Source organism: Salmonella sp. 32120201201600049SM (assembly GCF_017572835.1).
Classification (GTDB): domain Bacteria; phylum Pseudomonadota; class Gammaproteobacteria; order Enterobacterales; family Enterobacteriaceae; genus Salmonella; species Salmonella enterica.
In genome coordinates this window covers 447,966-465,716 of record NZ_JAGESA010000002.1, presented here as the reverse complement: position 1 = coordinate 465,716, position 17,751 = coordinate 447,966, and the positions used below count along the sequence as shown (strand labels likewise).

Sequence of the window (17,751 nt, the reverse complement as noted above, 5' to 3'; positions counted from 1 at the left end):
TCGCATGACGCGTCGCGCCATGCGAAAGAAGGTTATTTGCTAAAGAAAGCGCGCTGGATAGCCAGTTCGACGCCGCGGACTTCCGCAAGCCCTTTCAGACGGCCAATGGCGGAATAACCCGGATTCGTTTTCTTCTTCAGATCGTCCAGCATCTGATGACCGTGGTCCGGGCGCATTGGGATCAGATCGTCGCTACCTTCGGCTTTACGACGGTGCTCTTCTTCCACAATCGCTTTAACGACTTCATACATATCCACATCGCCGTGCAAATGGGCGGCCTCGTGGAAGGTCTTCGGATTCTCTTCGCGCAGCGTAGAGCGCAGATGCGTAAAGTAGATGCGCGGACCAAACTGTTTGATCATATCAACCAGATCGTTGTCGGCGCGCACGCCGTAAGATCCGGTACACATGGTGAAGCCGTTCGCCATGCTATTAACGGTTTCCACCATCCATTGCATGTCTTCAATGGTAGAGACAATGCGCGGCAGGCCGAGAATAGGGCGCGGCGGATCGTCAGGGTGAACGGCCATACGCACGCCAACCTCGTCGGCAACCGGAATAATGGCTTTCAGGAAATAGGCAAAATGTTCACGCAGTTTTGCTTTATCGATATCTTTATACGTCGCCAGGTGTTGACGGAACTGATCCAGCGTATAGCCTTCTTCCGCGCCAGGTAAACCGGCAATAATGTTGCGGGTCAGACGTGCTTTGTCTTCCTCGCTCATGGTGGCGAAACGCCGCTCTGCCTGAGCAATCTCTTCTGCCGTATAGTCGGCTTCTGCTCCCGGACGCTTCAGGATGTGCAGTTCGAACGCGGCGAATTCAATCTGGTCAAAACGCAACGCTTTTGAACCATCCGGCAATACGTATTCCAGATCCGTACGTGTCCAGTCCAGCACCGGCATAAAGTTATAGCAAACCGTATAGATACCGCATTGCGCCAGGTTACGCAGCGTTTGCTGGTAGTTTTTGATCCATAAATCGTACTGACCGGTGTGGGTTTTGATGTCTTCGTGGATAGGTACGCTCTCTACCACAGACCACTCCAGACCCGCCTCTTCAACGATTGCTTTACGTTTCTGGATCTCGTCTACCGACCAAATTTCTCCATTCGGGATATGGTGTAACGCCGTTACCACGCCGGTTGCGCCAGCCTGGCGTACATCTGACAGCGTTACCGGGTCGTTAGGTCCGTACCAGCGCCAGGTTTGTTTCATATCTCGTTTCCTCTTCTTGCGATAACGTCTTCGTGGTTGACCCATTGCCAGCCAACTTCGAAACGTGCTTTGTAAACCCGTTCTGCCCCCTAAATTCAACCAAAATTTTTCTCATGTCAACCTTATTGTCTAAATTGGCTAACCAAATCACAAATATCATCATTCACGGTCTGCCAATTTTATTTATTTGATCTGTGTCAATTTTTGCTGGGTGAAAAGCATTCACCATTCAACTTGAAATGAGTTGATGTATTTATTTCAAGAATATTAAGGGCGGGAGTTGCCGCCAGATTTTGACCGGTCCGGATGAGAAAATATTGATTGGTCAACCAATTTTGTGATTTCAGTTTTCCCGCTACAGGTCAGACGGCGCGGAGCTAATGTTTTTTAACGAGGCTTTATCATGAAGATGACAAAATTAAGATGGTGGATTATCGGCCTGGTCTGCGTAGGGACCATCGTAAACTACCTGTCCCGTAGCTCGCTTAGCGTTGCGGCGCCAGCGATGATGAAAGAACTCCATTTTGATGAGCAACAATATTCCTGGGTGGTGAGCGCCTTCCAGCTTTGTTACACCATTGCGCAGCCGATCACCGGCTATTTGATGGATGTCATCGGACTGAAAATCGGCTTCTTTATCTTTGCCTTGTTGTGGTCGCTGATTAACATGGCGCACGCGCTGGCCGGCGGCTGGATAAGTCTGGCATTTCTGCGTGGTCTGATGGGGCTAACCGAAGCGTCAGCGATTCCGGCCGGGATTAAAGCCAGCGCCGAATGGTTCCCGACGAAAGAACGCGGTATTGCGGGGGGCCTGTTTAATATCGGTACTTCGATTGGTGCGATGCTGGCGCCGCCGCTGGTGGTCTGGGCGATGCTGACCTTTGCTGATAGCGGCATCGGTACTGAAATGGCGTTTGTGATTACCGGTGGGATCGGCGTGCTGTTCGCCATCACCTGGTTCCTGATTTATAACTCGCCAAATAAACACCCGTGGATCACCCACAAAGAGCTGCGTTATATCGAAGACGGCCAGGAAAGCTATCTCCAGGACGATAATAAAAAACCGGCCGTTAAAGAGATCGTTAAAAAGCGTAACTTCTGGGCGTTGGCGATTACCCGTTTTCTGGCTGACCCGGCATGGGGAACGCTGAGTTTCTGGATGCCGCTGTATCTGATTAACGTGATGCATCTGCCGTTAAAAGAGATCGCCATGTTTGCCTGGCTGCCGTTCCTGGCGGCGGACTTTGGCTGCGTTGCAGGCGGTTTCCTGGCGAAGTTCTTCATGGAAAAGATGCACATGACCACGATCAATGCGCGTCGTTGTAGCTTTACCATCGGCGCTGTTTTGATGATTTCGATCGGTTTTGTCAGCATTACGACTAACCCGTATGTCGCCATTGCATTGATGAGTATTGGCGGTTTTGCGCACCAGACGCTGTCTACCGTCGTGATTACCATGAGCGCTGACCTGTTCAAGAAAAATGAGGTCGCGACGGTTGCCGGTCTGGCAGGATCTGCGGCATGGATGGGACAGTTAAGCTTCAACCTGTTTATGGGGGCATTGGTCGCTATTATCGGTTACGGCCCGTTCTTCATTGCACTCAGTCTGTTCGATATTATCGGCGCCATCATCCTGTGGGTACTGATTAAAGATCCAGAAAAGCACCACCCGCCAATGACGGAACAGCCGCTGGCGTCTCACCGCTAAAGCTGTCTCGGTTTCACTGGCCTGATAAGCGAAGCGCTACCGGGTTCTAACGGCCACCTTCGGGTGGCCGTCTTCATTACCCTTATCGGTAAAAATACGCGTTGGTTTTATACCAGCGCGTTATCATTTAGTTTGCCTGATTATTTTCAGATGCTGAAAATAATATTGTGGTAAGGGTTATTGTTTTTCGCCTGGATTTTTATCGACTCTCTGTCTCGCTGCGATCATCGATAAAGTCCCCTTTATGTAAATAAAGGTTCAATGCTTCTACTCTTTTCTCCATATATTTTGCGCAGCTTCACAAAAAATAACCTGATGTCGTAATGTCTGCTCCCTAATATTCTCCATGCGCTATACGTTAATTTAAGTTTAAATTTCATGCCGGGGATATCACGATGTCACGTAATTTTACTGTTTCAGCTTGTCAGTATATTGTTACTGAAATAAACACTTTTGAAGATTTCATAACAAAGGTAAGGATACTTCTTAATAAAAGTCAGGGAGCTGATGTCGTTATCTTCCCGGAGCTATTTACCATTGAGCTATTTACACTATTGAAAAAATGGCAAGAAAGACCCATTTCACACCTTACTTTAATTGATCAGTTCACGGATGCCTATAAGCAGCTTTTTCAACAGGAAGCGAAAGAAAGAGGACAGTTCATTATTGCTGGCTCTCATCTGGAGCAGACTGGAGCAGATCGCTATGAGAATGTTGCGCATATATGGGGACCCGATGGCGAACATTATGCTCACAGTAAGACGCATATCTTCCCGGCTGAACGGGGTTGGTATACTCAGGAAGGCGATAAAATGGCTGTTTTTCAACTGCCATTTGCAAAGGTGGGTTTTAATATTTGTTATGAAGCAGAAATACCGGAGTGTGCCGCGACGCTGGCGGAACAGGGTGTGGAGTTAATTTTAACGCCTTCCGCTACGTTTACTGAACAGGGATTTTGGCGAGTCAGGCATTGTTGCCACGCACGTTGTATTGAAAATCAAATTTATCTTGTTCACTGTTGCCTGGGCGGAAACCCGGGCGGGCCACTGCCTGGCTGCTGGGCCCGAAGTTCAATTTTAAGCCCCTGTGATGTCGTGTGGAAAAATCCACAAGGTATTATCGCAGAGGCGCACGTCAATCAAGAGGATGTCATTTCAGGAGAAATTAACCTCGATGTTCTATATGAAAATAGACTTGGGGGGGCAGCAACAACGTTCAAGGACAGACGCAGAAAAGCAGGCATATATAATATCTGGCCATCACACATTAAATAACAGAATGTGTCCCTTCTATGTATTAGCTGGAGGTCGTTATGGGATATTTAAAATTACCTGAGGGTAAAAGGATTGCGGTCAATCTTGGTGTTGATGTAGATGCTCAGTCTTTATGGCTGGGCGGATTTAATCGACCGTCGCCATCCTTTATGTCACGAGGAGAGTTTGGCGCACAAGTTGGCGTACCAAGGCTTCTGAAATTGTTTAAAGAAAATAATATCAAAACCACCTTTTTTATTCCCGGACACACTGTAGACACCTTCCCGGAAATCAGTAAAGCGATTTTTGATGCCGGGCATGAAATCGCTCACCATGGCTACTATCATGAAAATCCGACGCTGGTGAATCGTGATACAGAACGCCGACTTATGGATCTGGCGTTCGCCTGTTATAAAAGACATTTCGGCATACGTCCTGTGGGATACCGTTCTCCCTATTGGGATTATAGCGAGAATACGCTGGATCTTCTGGAGGAAGCCGGTTTTCTCTATGACAGTAGCCTGATGGCGAGAGATCTTGTGCCTTACCATCCTCAACGTTGGCAGGTGAATTGGGAAACGGGAAATATCGCAGGCCCGGCCAGCGCGATTCTGGAAATTCCTGTTAGCTGGTATCTGGATGATTTTCCCGCACTGGCGTATACCGGCAACCAGGAGGGGATGAGCGATACTGACGGTGTTCTGCGACGCTGGAAGGATATTTTTACCTATGCTTATAACCATCAGGAAAACGGCTTATATGCGATGGCTCTTCATCCGCAGATAATCGGTCATGGGCATCATATGATGATGTTGTCACGTTTGATTGAACATATTAAAGGGCATGATGGCGTATGGTTTGCAACCTGTGAAGAGATAGCCAGTGTCTGGGTGGATGACGAAGAGGATCGACAAAAAATGCTCCGTCCTGATGTTCGTGGCGTAGCGCCGGTTCCGGATGATTATGGCTGGCCGGGCAAATGATATCACCTCATGACAATGTTAATATCAGTCGGGTAACGGATTACCCGGGCAGAAGTTACCTGTTTGCCCGCTTGTTAATGCATATTGTCCATCAGAAAGGGAGACTATCCCGGGACGTATAAAATCTTTTTTATTTCGGTCAAAACGTTAATCAACGAGTATAGTTTGTTTTTTGATTTAAATCATTTTTTGTGTTCACAGGAAAATAAGCAAATAACATTTATAATGTGAGTATTAAGAAAAATAAAATTTCCATAGTGATTAATTTTTATTTAACGCTTTGATTTTTAATGCTTTTGCATGTGTTAATTGATGTAAATCAATTTGGATTTTTTTATTAAATAAGTAAAAATTAAGTTGATATTTGCTTTTTGATGTGTTTTTTATATATAGCTGATTATTATTCTGAAATGTCAATTTTTGAATAACGACGCTGTGATACCGGCACCAGGGATACTTTGCGATAAAAGGGATTGAATATGGCAGAGAGCGTTCAGTATAACCTCAATTGTATTTGGCCACAGCGGGCCAAAACCTTCTATTGCATTGCAACCAGCGGAATAACGTTCATCAGACGTGGGTAAACGTTGGCAAAATCCCTGCAAACCTGGCGCTTTTCACGCTGTGTTTTTTGGTAGTTGCGCTTTTAATAAGAGTCACAAGCGTTGGCCGCCGGTATTCGTCTGGCTGCTGAACTGCCACCTGATCAACAAGGAGATAAATCATGGATGCGATTTTTTTAAAGCTCGACAATATCAAAGGCGAAAGCCAGGTTGAAGGCTTTGAAGATCAGATAGAGATCATGTCTTATAGCCACAATGTGGCAATGCAGGTAAATAACGATGTTAGCCTCACCGAGCGGACTTCCGGGCGTGCGCATGTTGGTGAAATGTCGCTCACCAAATTTGTCGACCTCGCCACGCCTGTGCTCAATGAGTACTGCTGTAGCGGGAGGCTAATTAGAACCGCGGTGCTGACGTTGTGCCGCAATGACGGCGGCAAAATGCGGTCGCTTATCGTTTATACCCTGACAAACGCGCTGATATCACAACTCAGTGTTAGCGGCGGCGCCGGCGGTAAGCCGGTGGAAACGATGTCGCTGAACTTCACGAAAATCGAATGGCAAATCACTGCCGAGAAATCAGACGGCGCTCAACAGGAGTCCAGAACGTCAGTATGGGATCTGGCGATGGACCAGATAGGGAAATGATGATGACGCCAGCCATTCCGGTCGCGCTATTCGACAGGCTCTTGGTTGAGGGGATAAGCCCACATGAATTGGTACGCCGCAAGTTAATGTGTTTATTCAACTCTTGCGCTGTGGCAGGTGGCGAGACATTACCGCCGCTGCTCACTCGGGGTATGCCGGAATGGCACGAGGTGAATGTGGGTGACAAACGGGTTCTCAACTGGTTTTGCCGTGAGCTTCGCGCTGCTATTTTACGTTATGAACCGAGCATCAACATGCTGAAAGTCAGTGTAAAAGATGCCCATCATCAGACGCTGGCGTTGTCTTTGGAAGCGATGTTACAGGATGAGTCTGAACCGTTAAGGCTGGAGATAGCCTACTCTAACGGTAGATGGCGCTAGTAATGCAGGAAGGAACGCCGGGCCGGGCGTTTAACATTATCCCAAAAGCAAAAAAACGCAGCGAGCGAACCTGATAATCAGGCAGACAGTCCACCTTTCGGTATGGTTGATCTGCCTGCATCATTTTCAGGATGGTTAATAACGGACCATGACAGATTTAAGTTCGGTATAGTCATCAATAAACGCGCTGCCAAATTCACGACCACTACCCGATCCTTTCATCCCTCCAAAGGGTACCGCGGGATCGAGGAAGGTATGCATATTGACCCACACCATGCCAGCATCAATATCTTCAGCGTAGCGTAATGCCTTAGACATATTTTCCGACCACACACTTGCAGCAAGGCCGAATGGCGAAGCGTTGATATGCGAAAGCGCCTCTTTTTCATTCTGATAACCGATAAAACTACAGACAGGGCCAAAGGTCTCCTCGTGCATCAGCGTACTGTTTTTACTACGCACTTTTACCGCCGTCGGCTGTAAAAAGTACCCTTCGCCGGGTAAAGTTTCACCGCCGTAAACAATAGTATCCCCTTCTTCCCGTGCGCGTTGAATCAGATGCAGCACTTTTTCAAGCTGAACCTGATTCGCCAGCGGGCCCATCACCGTTTTTTCATCTAAAGGCGAGCCGGGCACGATCTCCGATAACCGTTGCCTGAGGAGCGTCATGACCGTATCCAGTTTTTCCTGGGGCAGATAAAAACGCTCTGCGGCAGCACAAATCTGTCCTTGATTCAGATAACCGGCTTCAAGAATACCGTTGACCATGGCTTGTGCCGTGAGATCATTGAGAAACAGCGCCGCATTTTTCCCTCCCAGTTCGAGGGTAACGCGTTTTCCTGACGATGTTGCCGAACGCCGGACTTTCTCACCTGTCGCGACTGACCCGGTGAAACTCACTTTGGCGCAATCTGGATGCGCGATCAGCTGTTGCGCTATCTCACCGCCAGCACCGTTTACCACGTTAATTACGCCATCAGGGAAACCTGCCTCTTTAGCCAGTTCAGCGACTCGCAGCAGTGTCAGCGGGGTATATTCACTTGGTTTAATGACGATGGTGCAGCCACATACCAGCGCTGCGGCCAGCTTCCAGATAGCAATCATAATGGAGAAATTCCACGGCACAATACCGACGACCACACCAATGGGTTGGCGTTGGGTAAACGCTGTGTATCTCTCTTCTCCCATTGATGGCAGGGAGACATTCAGCGTTTCACCGGTTATTTTTCCTGCCCAACCGGCAAAGTAACGCAGGAAGGCCACTGACTGATCGAGTTCAAGACCGCGCGATAGCATAATCGTTTTACCTGAACAGACGCTTTCCAGTTGAGCTAACTCTTCACGATGAGCGGCAAGAGTATCAGCCAGTTTCAGCAGTAATGCGCCGCGTTGTAACGTTGGCATTTTACGCCAGACATCAAACGCCCGTCTGGCGCTCTGCATGGCCTGTTCTGCCTGCGCAGGGGTTGCCGACACAACGTCGGCGATGATTTTGCCGGTGGCTGGGTTAGTGACCGAGAAGTTCGTGCCGTTTCCGGCCTGACGTTCACCTGCAATAAATTGTCCGTGTCGTTGGCGTAAAAAAGTCGTTACTTCGGCAAGTAATGTCACATCGCTCATCAGAAGTGCCTGTAGGTCAGGAATGTACGTTTTTCCATCCCAACATACTTTTTCGGAACTGAATATCGTTCCAAAGAACGTCATTCTTCCGGACGATATTTTGTAAAACGTTACCGTGCTGTGATAGCGGTCTTAGTCAAGCGTGATGACAAGGTAACGCGATGAATACAAAAATCGATGCGTTGAATTACTACGGCGCGACGAAAAAATACCCGTTGCATTTTCCTGCTCTGCAAGAGGATATTGATGCCGATGTGGTGATCATTGGCGGTGGCTTTTCAGGCATCAATACCGCGCTGGAACTGGCGGAGCAGGGGATCACTAATGTTGTCGTTCTGGAAGCCCGTCATCTTGGGTATGGCGGCACCGGACGAAACGGCGGTCAGGTAATGGCCGGTATAGGTCACGACATCGAAGCCGTTAAAAAATATGTAGGCGCAGCGGGAATGGAGACGCTGTTTAAAATCTCGAACCTCGGCGCGGGTATTATTCGGGAGCGAATTCGTAAATACCATATTGATGCTGATTTTGTCCCCGGATATGGTTATCTGGCCTACAACCAGCGGCAGTTAAAAACGCTGCAACAATGGGAAAAAGAATTCAAAGCCGCTACGCCGGAAGACGATATTGAACTCTATACCGGTAAAGACGTGCAGCAGGTTATCGGTTCCGACGTCTACTGCGGTGTTCTCAAGCATATGGGGGGAGGGCATGTCCACTCGCTGAATTTATTGCTGGGCTCCGCTCAGGCTGCGAATTCGCTGGGGGTGAAGATATTCGAATATTCACCTGTGGTTGAGGTCAGTTACGGTAAAACTGTGCGGGTACGTACTGCGATGGGCAGCGTAAAAGCGGCCAAATTGCTGTGGGCCTGTGATAGTTTTCTCAATAATCTGGAACCAGAAATTTATAAGAAAACGCTGGTTACTTATTCTTATCAGGTCTCTACAGAACCTCTCTCCAGTGAGCTTGTTGAGCGGATCAGTCCCTTGCGCGGGGCTTTTAGTGATATCCGCCCGGTTATAAATTACTACCGTCTCACAAAAGAAAACCGTCTGCTGTTTGGCAGCGCCACAAGGTTTCTTGAATATACCCCGCACGATTTTGCTGCCTGGAACCGCACCCTGTTGACTGAGGTCTTTCCTTATTTGAAAGACGTTAAAATCGATTTTGCCTGGGGCGGACCGATGGCCTGTAGCGCGAATCTGTTTCCGCAGATTGGCACGCTTCGTGAGCACAATAATGTTTTTTATGTTCAGGGTTATTCCGGATTTGGCGTCACGCCTTCCCATATTGTATGCAAAATCCTGGCCGAAGGAATAAATGGCGGTTCCGAGCGGTATCGTCTGATGAGTAGCATTCCCCACGCGACAATTTATGGTCGCGACAGTCTACGTCTATTGCTGGTCAGTGCGGGAAAACTGATACATCAAACAGCCGGTTTCTGGAAAGGCCGGAATTAACCAGGAGAACATTAATGCACGCTTTTAAACTCAATCAACCTGTTCCTGAATTACAGCCAGTCGGGAGTGTCAGCCTGTTGGGGGCGTTGCCAACAGAAGGCGATCCCCAGGTCGCCGTTGCGATGATTTACGGTAAACCTGAGGACGTATTTACCTGTGGACTGTTTTCATCGACCCGAGGCGGTTTCACGATGATTTATCCCTTTACCGAGCACGCAACCGTGCTGGAAGGGGAAGTGGAACTCACTGTCGCGGGTCAGGAACCGATACGTTTTTCACCGGGCGATAGTTGGTTTGTTGAACAGGGAACCGAAGTGGCATGGAAAGTTTTAACGCCCCGTTTTGTAAAACATTATCTGGCAAACGTTGAAAGCCACAAGCAGGACTGAATCCTTTAATTGTTCGTCAGTAGCGTTGGCATTACTGGGGAGAATAACGCGCTCCCCACTTGCTATTAGCGCGTGCGGGGACGGCGTCACAAATTTATTTACCGTTATCCCTCTTCAGGACGATACCTGTTAGATGCGCTGCCTGCCATAAATAAGCGTTATTCCGGAGCGGTAATTTATTGTTGTAATAATAGTGAAGAGGTTGACCATGTTTAAAAACAGACTTGCCAGCCATCTTGAACGTGGCGTTATTGGTTTCCCCACGACGCTTGCCAGCTCCGTCGGGCTGATTATGGCAAGCCCGGTGATCCTGACCGTGACCAGTGGTTTTGGCTCAGGGGGAGATACCTTTGCCCTTGCGGTATTACTGGCATTTATTATGATGCAAGCGCAGATTACCACCTTTGCCGAAGCGGCAACGCTCATTCCCACGACTGGCTCCGTCTACGACTATATTTCCTGCGGGATGGGGCGTTTTTTCGCTATCACCGGTGCGCTTTGCGCTTATCTGATCGTACACATTTTTGCCGGCACGGCAGAAACGATTCTCGCTGGCGTCATGGCGCTGGTGAACTTTGAGTCTGTTAGCGAACACGTGGCCATGCAGCACAATACCTGGATGGTTGGCGTCGGTATGGTAGTGGTTTTCGGGATACTGAATGCCATTGGTGTTGAAGTATTTGGCAAGGTGGAGGTATTTCTTACCTTCGGTATGTGGACGACCCTGACCATCTTCGGTTTATGCGGGATCCTGTTATCCCCGGTCACTCATCATTCCGGGTGGTTTGGCGCACCGCTTGATGTCAGTAATCTTTCTGGTCTGTTTGGTTATATTGGCATGGCGATGTTTATGTTCGTCGGTTGTGAACTGGTAACGCCAATGGCGCCGGAAATTAAAAAAGCGCATCGTACGATTCCCAGAGCGATGGCGCTTGGCCTTTTAGCGGTGGCAGGTTGTATGTTCCTCTATGGCGCTGCGATTAACCGGCAGGTAAATAATGTGGTTGTCGATGCGGCAAACCATATCTTTTTACTGGATACGCCGATGGCTATTCCCGCCTTTGCCAATCGTGTCATGGGACATGTCGGGCAATACTGGCTGGGCGTGGGGTTGCTGTTAGCGGGATGTGCGACAATTAATACGCTGATGGCGGCAGTACCGCGTATTATATACGGCATGGCGCTGGACGGCGCTTTGCCGAGGTTTCTGACCTGGTTGCATCCCCGCTTTAAAACACCGGTCATCGCCATCGCTTTCGGTGTTGCGATTCCCTGTTTACATGCCTGGTATCTGAACGGTGATATCGACCGCATTGTTCCGCTGATCCTCGCTGCGGTCTGCGCCTGGGGAGTAGCTTATCTGCTGGTAACGTTATCGGTCGTTATCTTACGTATTCGGCGCCCCGATTTGCCCCGCGCTTACCGGGCCCCCTGGTTTCCCTTACCTCAGATTATTTCGAGCGTGGGTATTATTATCGCCATTATTAATATCGCGCCTCCAGGAATGAACAGTCGGGATGTACTTATACCATTCGGTATTATGCTTGGATTGACTGCCGCCTATGCCTTATTCTGGACATTATGTGTGCAACGGGTTAATCCTTTCCTCCCGCTTCCGGTAGAAGAGGTCGTGGAGCGGGCGATGGGCAATTATGAAAAGCGAAACAATGAAGAGATGACGCCAGATGTCCTCCGCCCCCTGGTTTAAGAACGCATTAATGAATATGGTGTTACGTGATTTGAGCGGCTGGCGTTGTGAAAAATTGACCGAACATAGCGCCGTGCTGCATCTGAATGCATTTACCCAGGTTATCTGCCATGTTCAGCAAAAACGGTTATTCATGGCCAGTATTCACAGTTGTGAATTCAGGGTGAAAGGCACAATCAATTATCCTTTGCAGGGCAAAATTCGCGCTAATCAGCCCGGATGGCTGAAACGTTATCCCGTCATTTTTACTGGCAGTAAAAGTACCGCCGGGCTGATTAGCTATCTTAATCGTTTCCCCAATTTACAACAGGCACTAAGTGAACTGGATTATCGTCGGTTTACGCTGGTTTTACATCATAAGGAATGGTATTGCAGCATTGAGCTATGGGCTGCTAGCGAAGTGGTTTGTAAAATGCCGCCGCTGCGCCGTTATCTGCGGCTTGAGCGGCACCAGCGTGTTCTTCTGCTTAGTGTGATAAATATGATCAATCAGGCCATGAATCAATGGCTGCAACAGGATACCGACGCCAGATAATATGACATTTTATTGCGGCATCAGCTCAGAGAGTGGTATTAATTCAGGCATATATGACAATGGGGAAAAGACCCGCAATTGACGCGGGTTAAAAAGCACGCTTTCACATATGCTGTGAATGTTGTACCGAAGACATTCTGGTTCGGGAAACCAGTTCCGTGCGATTTATCACTTCTGTTTTAGCAAAAATATTACGTAAATGCGTTTTCACTGTTGAGAGAGAAATATTCAACTGACGGGCAATCAATTTGTTGCTGGCCCCTTCGCAGACCATTCCCACAATTTCACGCTCTTTTGCGGTCAATATTGACGCCAGATTGTTGTCTTCCTGAAGAGAATCATGAATTGCCAGCCCCAGTAATGGTTGTACTGCCTGGGCTCGCAAACGCTCTTCGCTGGAAAAAGGTATATCGCGCATTAATGAAATGCCCGCGATAATACGATGGCCCCGACGAATAAAGATCTCAATCATGTCGCACACATGATTAGGTAGCATAAATTCATGATAATAATGGCGATGACGAGCACAGATGCCGGGCGTCATCGTCGCTACTGTAATAACCTGTTGGCCGAATCGGGAAGGCGATAGCGGGTCTAATGGTTGAAAATGCTCCAGATATTGTTGGTGTGTGCTATTAGAAATATTATGTAAAACATAGGCTTCCGGCTTTAAATAAGCATTAACACGATAAAAAACCGCCGACGACAGAGGAATGAGTTGCGCAATGCTCTGTAAGCAATGGAGAGTGATCCCGTCATTATGGCCAGTAGTTGATAAGGCTGACATGTTATCTCCTTCCATCCGGATGAGCGCGTCGGGGCGCAGTAAAATAGTGGTATGCTGAAACATACAATTTACATTCGGTTAACACAATCATTCACATGTTAATAATGTGACGCATGTTGCGGTATTTTTTATAACATCTTGAAAATAAATGATTTTAATTTAAATCCTGTCTGGTTTTCTAAAAAATAATTTAAAATTATTAATATGATTTTTTTCTGTCGCGGTTGACTCATCTCCTGAAAATGCCGTGAGTTCTCGTCCTTCAGGACGATATTCTTTTGAGACGACTGTTCTATGATTTTCTGTAATAGCGCAGGTTAACAGAGACTTAATTTCTGGCTCAGACAGGATTTGCTAAATAACGTTTCAATAGCGTCATGCGCTATGCAGAAAACCGGCGTATCAATAGATACAGCCTGCTCTCGGCATTCTGCCCGCAGCGCCAGACGAACGCTATTGCGAAATGTGAGTCATGTCTCCGCATCAGAAATGATAACTACAGGACAGAATAATGTTGAATCTCAACACATTACGGCAACAACAAATCCCCGTAATGACGGAATATCGCGCGCAGATACCCTTTCATATTCTGGCAAAGCCCATAGGCCCTGCATGTAATCTGGCCTGCCGCTATTGTTATTATCCACAGGGCGAAACGCCCGTAGAAAAAATGAATGAATCAACGCTGGAGATTTTTATTTGTCGCTATATTGCGGCGCAACCTGCCAGTGCGCGTGAAATTAATTTTGTCTGGCAAGGCGGTGAACCGCTTTTAGCCGGAATCGGTTTTTATAAAAAGGTAATAGCGCTTCAACAACGATATGCGCCTGACGGCGTGACGATCAGTAATAGTCTGCAAACGAATGCGACGTTGTTAAACGATGCCTGGTGCCGTCTGTTTCGCGACAATAATTTTACTATTGGCATCAGTCTTGAGGGCAGTGAAGACTTGCAAAATCATCATCGTCCGGGCAAACGCGGCGAGGCCAGCTATCCGGCGGTGTTGCGGGGAATCACATTGTTACAACACTATCGAGTCGATTTTAATGTACTGATTGTCGTGCATGATGACATGGCTCGCCATGCGGCAGCCATCTACGATCATGTTGTTAGCCTTGGCGTTCGTTATCTGCAATTTCAGCCACTGATGAACGAAGGCAACGCCCTACAGCAACGTTACCAATTGAGTGCGGATAACTGGGGACGTTTCATGATTGATATCTGGCGTCAATGGCGCAAACGCGGTGATATGGGACGGGTTTTTGTGATCAACATTGAACAGGCATGGGCACAATATTTTACGCATATCAGCGCCACCTGTGTCCATTCCGCCCGCTGCGGCACGAATCTGGTCATGGAGCCGGACGGCAAACTCTATGCTTGCGATCATCTGATTAATAGCCAGCATTACCTGGGACAGCTTGCTAATAATACGTTAGCGCCAGCCGTAGATTCCGCAACCCGGCTTCCCTTTGGTATTAAGAAAAGCCAGCGCCGGGAGTGTCAACGGTGTTCTGTGAAAATAGTCTGCCAGGGAGGCTGCCCCGCACATATCAACAGTGCCGGCTACAACCGACTTTGTAGCGGCTATTACTCTTTTTTCACGGAGATTCTGGCTCCGCTACGCGCCTGGCCCCGGAATCTGAATGGACTGAAGGCCTGGCGTGCTGACGTTATGGGCAGATTTTCGGGCTGATGGTCCCTCTTGCCGCATTTGCCCGCCGCTCTTGTACAACATCCGTAGTCTGAAATGGAGAATAAGCCGTGAAAAAACAAGTAACACTTGCCACACTCAGCATTATCTTCTCCGGTACGGCACACAGTACGCAAAACGAACGTCCTGATATTATCGTGATTATCGCTGATGATATGGGATATTCTGATATCACTCCCTTCGGTGGGGAAATCCCAACGCCTAATTTGCAGGCGATGGCTGAGAACGGCGTGCGGATGAGTCAATATTACACGTCTCCCATGTCTGCTCCCGCCCGTGCGATGCTATTAACCGGGAACACCAGTCAGCAAGCGGGTATAGGCGGTATGTGGTGGTATGAAAATACCATAGGTAAGGAAGGCTATGAATTGCGCCTGACTGATCGGGTGACGACCATGGCTGAACGCTTTAAAGATGCTGGTTACAATACGCTGATGGCGGGTAAATGGCATCTTGGTTTTACGCCAGGCTCGACGCCAAAAGATCGGGGCTTTCGTCATTCTTTCGCCTTGATGGGGGGAGGCGCCAGTCACTTTGATGATGCCGTGCCGCTGGGAACCGTGGAAATATTTCATACCTATTATACCCGTGACAATCAGCGCATTTCACTGCCCTCCAGTTTTTACTCCAGCGAAGCCTATGCCAGACAGATTAATCGCTGGATCAGCGAGACGCCACGGGAACAACCTATCTTCGCGTGGTTGGCCTTTACTGCGCCACATGATCCTCTGCAGGCGCCGGATGAATGGATTAGTCGTTTTAAAAGTCAGTATGAACAGGGCTATGCAGACGTCTATCGTCAGCGTATTGCTCGTTTGAAGAAACTGGGTTTCCTGCGTGATGACATACCTCTGCCAGGACTGGAACTTGATAAAGAATGGCAGGCGATGACCCCGGAACAGCAGAAATATACGGCGAAGGTGATGCAGGTTTACGCTGCTATGATCGCCAATATGGATGCACAGATCGGCACCGTTATTGAGACGTTAAAAAAGACCGGGCGCGATAAAAACACGATTCTGGTCTTCTTAAGTGATAATGGTGTGAATCCGGCGGAGGGCTTTCACTATGAATCTGAACCGGATTTTTGGAAGCAATTCGATAATCGTTACGAAAATATTGGTCGTAAAAATTCATTTATCTCTTATGGCCCCCACTGGGCTGATGTCAGCAATGCGCCTTATGGTCGCTATCACAAAACGACCAGCGGTCAGGGGGGAATTAATACCAGTTTTATGATTTCCGGTCCTGGTATCATCCATCATGGCGCCATAGATAACGCCACGATGGCGGCGTATGATGTTGCGCCCACGCTCTATGAATTTGCAGGTATTGATGCCAGTAAATCATTATCTGAAAGACCGACACTGCCAATGATCGGCGTGAGTTTTAAACGCTATCTGACCGGTGAAAGTCTGCACGCGCCTCGCACACAATATGGTGTTGAACTCCATAATCAGGCGGCCTGGATAGATGGGGAATGGAAATTGCGTCGTCTTGTCACAGTATTCCCACAGGCGGGTAATGCTCCATGGGAATTATTCAACCTGCAACGTGACCCCCTGGAAACGCATAATCTCGCAGCAGATTATGTGGATAAAGTGAAAATACTGAGCAGTGCATATGAGGCATTTGCAAAACAGACAATGGTGCTTTATGCCAAAGGCAAGCTTATCGATTATGTGGGTATCGACAGTAAAACCGGGCGTTATCTGGCTGTCGATCCACAGACATTGCAGCCAGTTCCTGCTCCGTTAGCGATTCCTTTAGACACAAAATCGGACCAATAATTATTGGTTACGTTTCAAATGATTATTCAACGCTCACATAACCGCATTCAGCCAGTGACTTTCAGGATGAAGTTTCTCAGCGTTGGCGATGTATCGCCGCGCCGGTATGCCAGAGCCAGCTTTGCGACGGGCATCTGGTCTGCAACGGGGCGGTATACTACTCCCTTGACATTAACCTGTCTCATTGAATCTGGAACCATCGACACGCCCATCTCTGCCGACACAAGGTTAATGACTGACGAAATTTGCGGCACGAGTTGACCAATTTTCGGTTCAAAGCCCGCTTTACCGCAGGCCTTGATCACTGCGTCATAAAGCGACAGGCCGATTTCACGTGGGAAGAGTAAAAAAAACTCATCTTTGAGAATCGAGAGTGCAATCTGTTTACACGCCGCAGCAGGATGCGTTTCTGCCAGCACAATAACCATTGGCTCTTCAGACAGTAACCTGAGCTGGAACCGTTCATTGCCTGTAAAACCGGGTCTCAGAAAGGCAACATCCAGCGATCCTTCATTCAATTCATCAGCCAGTTGGGTTGTATTTCCTTCCTCAAGCTGCAAACGAACGTCAGGATAAGCCCGCTTGAAAGTACGGATTGCGCCGGGCACCACACTGTTAAATGCCGCAGAGGCAGTAAAACCCACCCTTAACACGCCCGACTCCCCCCTGGCGACACGCTGCGCCGCCAGCACGGCTCTTGTCGCGGTAGCAGGCATCCCTTTAACAACATCATAAAATGCTTTTCCAGCCTCGGTTAATTCCGCGCCATGAGGCACTCTCCGGAATAGCTGCGCTCCCAGCTCTCTTTCCAGATCCTTAATCTGTTGGCTTAGCGGCGGCTGACCTATGCCTAATTTTGTCGCAGCCCGCGTGAAATGCCGCTCTTCAGCGACGGCGAGAAAATAGCGAATATGGCGCAGTTCCATCCTCATCTCCAAAAGCAATTAAGAATGGCACCATCATATATTGGAAGAATGAAACCAGCGAGCGCATA

The 17,751-nt window shown here is 48.3% G+C and carries 15 protein-coding genes; 11 read left to right on the top strand and 4 right to left on the bottom strand.

The window, feature by feature from the left end; all coding sequences use genetic code 11:
• Positions 1-32 precede the first annotated feature (32 nt).
• Positions 33-1,217, bottom strand: coding sequence for a mannonate dehydratase (gene uxuA, locus J4650_RS08185; protein WP_000815487.1), 1,185 nt, complete (start codon positions 1,215-1,217; stop codon positions 33-35).
• A gap of 403 nt (positions 1,218-1,620) precedes the next feature.
• Between uxuA and J4650_RS08180 the strand changes: the two genes are divergently transcribed.
• From J4650_RS08180 to iraD, 5 genes are all read left to right on the top strand, one after another.
• On the top strand, positions 1,621-2,925 hold the full coding sequence (locus tag J4650_RS08180; protein ID WP_000784371.1) for an MFS transporter: 1,305 nt from the start codon (positions 1,621-1,623) through the stop codon (positions 2,923-2,925).
• A 395-nt stretch (positions 2,926-3,320) separates the two neighbouring features.
• Positions 3,321-4,199 (top strand): carbon-nitrogen hydrolase family protein, encoded by an 879-nt coding sequence (locus J4650_RS08175; protein ID WP_000089255.1) that lies wholly within the window; start codon positions 3,321-3,323, stop codon positions 4,197-4,199.
• A 38-nt stretch (positions 4,200-4,237) separates the two neighbouring features.
• On the top strand, positions 4,238-5,161 hold the full coding sequence (locus J4650_RS08170; RefSeq protein ID WP_000540892.1) for a polysaccharide deacetylase: 924 nt from the start codon (positions 4,238-4,240) through the stop codon (positions 5,159-5,161).
• Between the two features lie 724 nt (positions 5,162-5,885).
• The gene (locus J4650_RS08165; RefSeq protein WP_000338758.1) at positions 5,886-6,371 is read left to right on the top strand and encodes an Hcp family type VI secretion system effector; all 486 of its coding nucleotides are present in this window, start codon (positions 5,886-5,888) and stop codon (positions 6,369-6,371) included.
• The gene (gene iraD, locus J4650_RS08160) at positions 6,371-6,751 is read left to right on the top strand and encodes an anti-adapter protein IraD (RefSeq protein WP_026037004.1); all 381 of its coding nucleotides are present in this window, start codon (positions 6,371-6,373) and stop codon (positions 6,749-6,751) included. The genes J4650_RS08165 and iraD overlap by 1 nt, the downstream gene beginning before the upstream one ends.
• A 135-nt stretch (positions 6,752-6,886) precedes the next feature.
• On the opposite strand, the gene J4650_RS08155 is transcribed toward iraD, so the two are convergent.
• On the bottom strand, positions 6,887-8,371 hold the full coding sequence (locus J4650_RS08155; RefSeq protein WP_023993929.1) for an NAD-dependent phenylacetaldehyde dehydrogenase: 1,485 nt from the start codon (positions 8,369-8,371) through the stop codon (positions 6,887-6,889).
• Between the two features lie 161 nt (positions 8,372-8,532).
• Here J4650_RS08155 and J4650_RS08150 point away from each other — a divergent pair, with 161 nt between their 5' ends.
• The 4 genes from J4650_RS08150 (at position 8,533) to J4650_RS08135 (ending at position 12,466) form a co-directional block, all read left to right on the top strand.
• Positions 8,533-9,834, top strand: a complete 1,302-nt coding sequence (locus J4650_RS08150; RefSeq protein ID WP_001092825.1) for an FAD-binding oxidoreductase — start codon at positions 8,533-8,535, stop codon at positions 9,832-9,834.
• A gap of 14 nt (positions 9,835-9,848) precedes the next feature.
• Positions 9,849-10,223 carry a cupin domain-containing protein gene (locus J4650_RS08145; RefSeq protein ID WP_000542983.1) on the top strand — a complete coding sequence of 125 codons (375 nt, stop codon included), beginning with the start codon at positions 9,849-9,851 and terminating at the stop codon, positions 10,221-10,223.
• Positions 10,224-10,431: 208 nt separating this feature from the next.
• Positions 10,432-11,931, top strand: coding sequence for an APC family permease (locus tag J4650_RS08140; protein WP_023993930.1), 1,500 nt, complete (start codon positions 10,432-10,434; stop codon positions 11,929-11,931).
• Positions 11,909-12,466: a DUF3156 family protein gene (locus J4650_RS08135; protein ID WP_023993931.1), complete on the top strand. Its 558-nt coding sequence runs from the start codon at positions 11,909-11,911 to the stop codon at positions 12,464-12,466. The genes J4650_RS08140 and J4650_RS08135 overlap by 23 nt, the downstream gene beginning before the upstream one ends.
• A gap of 103 nt (positions 12,467-12,569) precedes the next feature.
• Here the strand turns inward: J4650_RS08135 and J4650_RS08130 are convergent, their stop codons facing one another.
• On the bottom strand, positions 12,570-13,253 hold the full coding sequence (locus tag J4650_RS08130) for a LuxR family transcriptional regulator (protein WP_001275356.1): 684 nt from the start codon (positions 13,251-13,253) through the stop codon (positions 12,570-12,572).
• A gap of 511 nt (positions 13,254-13,764) precedes the next feature.
• Between J4650_RS08130 and J4650_RS08125 the strand changes: the two genes are divergently transcribed.
• Positions 13,765-14,949, top strand: a complete 1,185-nt coding sequence (locus J4650_RS08125) for an anaerobic sulfatase maturase (protein WP_023203802.1) — start codon at positions 13,765-13,767, stop codon at positions 14,947-14,949.
• 68 nt (positions 14,950-15,017) lie between these two features.
• The gene (locus tag J4650_RS08120; RefSeq protein WP_023993932.1) at positions 15,018-16,757 is read left to right on the top strand and encodes an arylsulfatase; all 1,740 of its coding nucleotides are present in this window, start codon (positions 15,018-15,020) and stop codon (positions 16,755-16,757) included.
• 47 nt (positions 16,758-16,804) lie between these two features.
• Here the strand turns inward: J4650_RS08120 and ripR are convergent, their stop codons facing one another.
• Positions 16,805-17,683 (bottom strand): itaconate degradation transcriptional regulator RipR, encoded by an 879-nt coding sequence (gene ripR, locus J4650_RS08115; protein ID WP_000423170.1) that lies wholly within the window; start codon positions 17,681-17,683, stop codon positions 16,805-16,807.
• Positions 17,684-17,751: the final 68 nt, after the last annotated feature.

Bases quoted from the DNA above. Each gene is read 5' to 3' on its own strand.
- iraD (WP_026037004.1), top strand. From the start codon at position 6,371: ATGATGACGCCAGCCATTCCGGTCGCGCTATTCGACAGGCTCTTGGTT.
- J4650_RS08145 (WP_000542983.1), top strand. From the start codon at position 9,849: ATGCACGCTTTTAAACTCAATCAACCTGTTCCTGAATTACAGCCAGTC.
- J4650_RS08175 (WP_000089255.1), top strand. From the start codon at position 3,321: ATGTCACGTAATTTTACTGTTTCAGCTTGTCAGTATATTGTTACTGAA.
- ripR (WP_000423170.1), bottom strand. From the start codon at position 17,683: ATGGAACTGCGCCATATTCGCTATTTTCTCGCCGTCGCTGAAGAGCGG.
- J4650_RS08140 (WP_023993930.1), top strand. From the start codon at position 10,432: ATGTTTAAAAACAGACTTGCCAGCCATCTTGAACGTGGCGTTATTGGT.
- J4650_RS08155 (WP_023993929.1), bottom strand. From the start codon at position 8,371: ATGAGCGATGTGACATTACTTGCCGAAGTAACGACTTTTTTACGCCAA.
- J4650_RS08135 (WP_023993931.1), top strand. From the start codon at position 11,909: ATGTCCTCCGCCCCCTGGTTTAAGAACGCATTAATGAATATGGTGTTA.
- J4650_RS08170 (WP_000540892.1), top strand. From the start codon at position 4,238: ATGGGATATTTAAAATTACCTGAGGGTAAAAGGATTGCGGTCAATCTT.
- J4650_RS08150 (WP_001092825.1), top strand. From the start codon at position 8,533: ATGAATACAAAAATCGATGCGTTGAATTACTACGGCGCGACGAAAAAA.
- J4650_RS08125 (WP_023203802.1), top strand. From the start codon at position 13,765: ATGTTGAATCTCAACACATTACGGCAACAACAAATCCCCGTAATGACG.
- J4650_RS08130 (WP_001275356.1), bottom strand. From the start codon at position 13,253: ATGTCAGCCTTATCAACTACTGGCCATAATGACGGGATCACTCTCCAT.
- uxuA (WP_000815487.1), bottom strand. From the start codon at position 1,217: ATGAAACAAACCTGGCGCTGGTACGGACCTAACGACCCGGTAACGCTG.
- J4650_RS08180 (WP_000784371.1), top strand. From the start codon at position 1,621: ATGAAGATGACAAAATTAAGATGGTGGATTATCGGCCTGGTCTGCGTA.
- J4650_RS08165 (WP_000338758.1), top strand. From the start codon at position 5,886: ATGGATGCGATTTTTTTAAAGCTCGACAATATCAAAGGCGAAAGCCAG.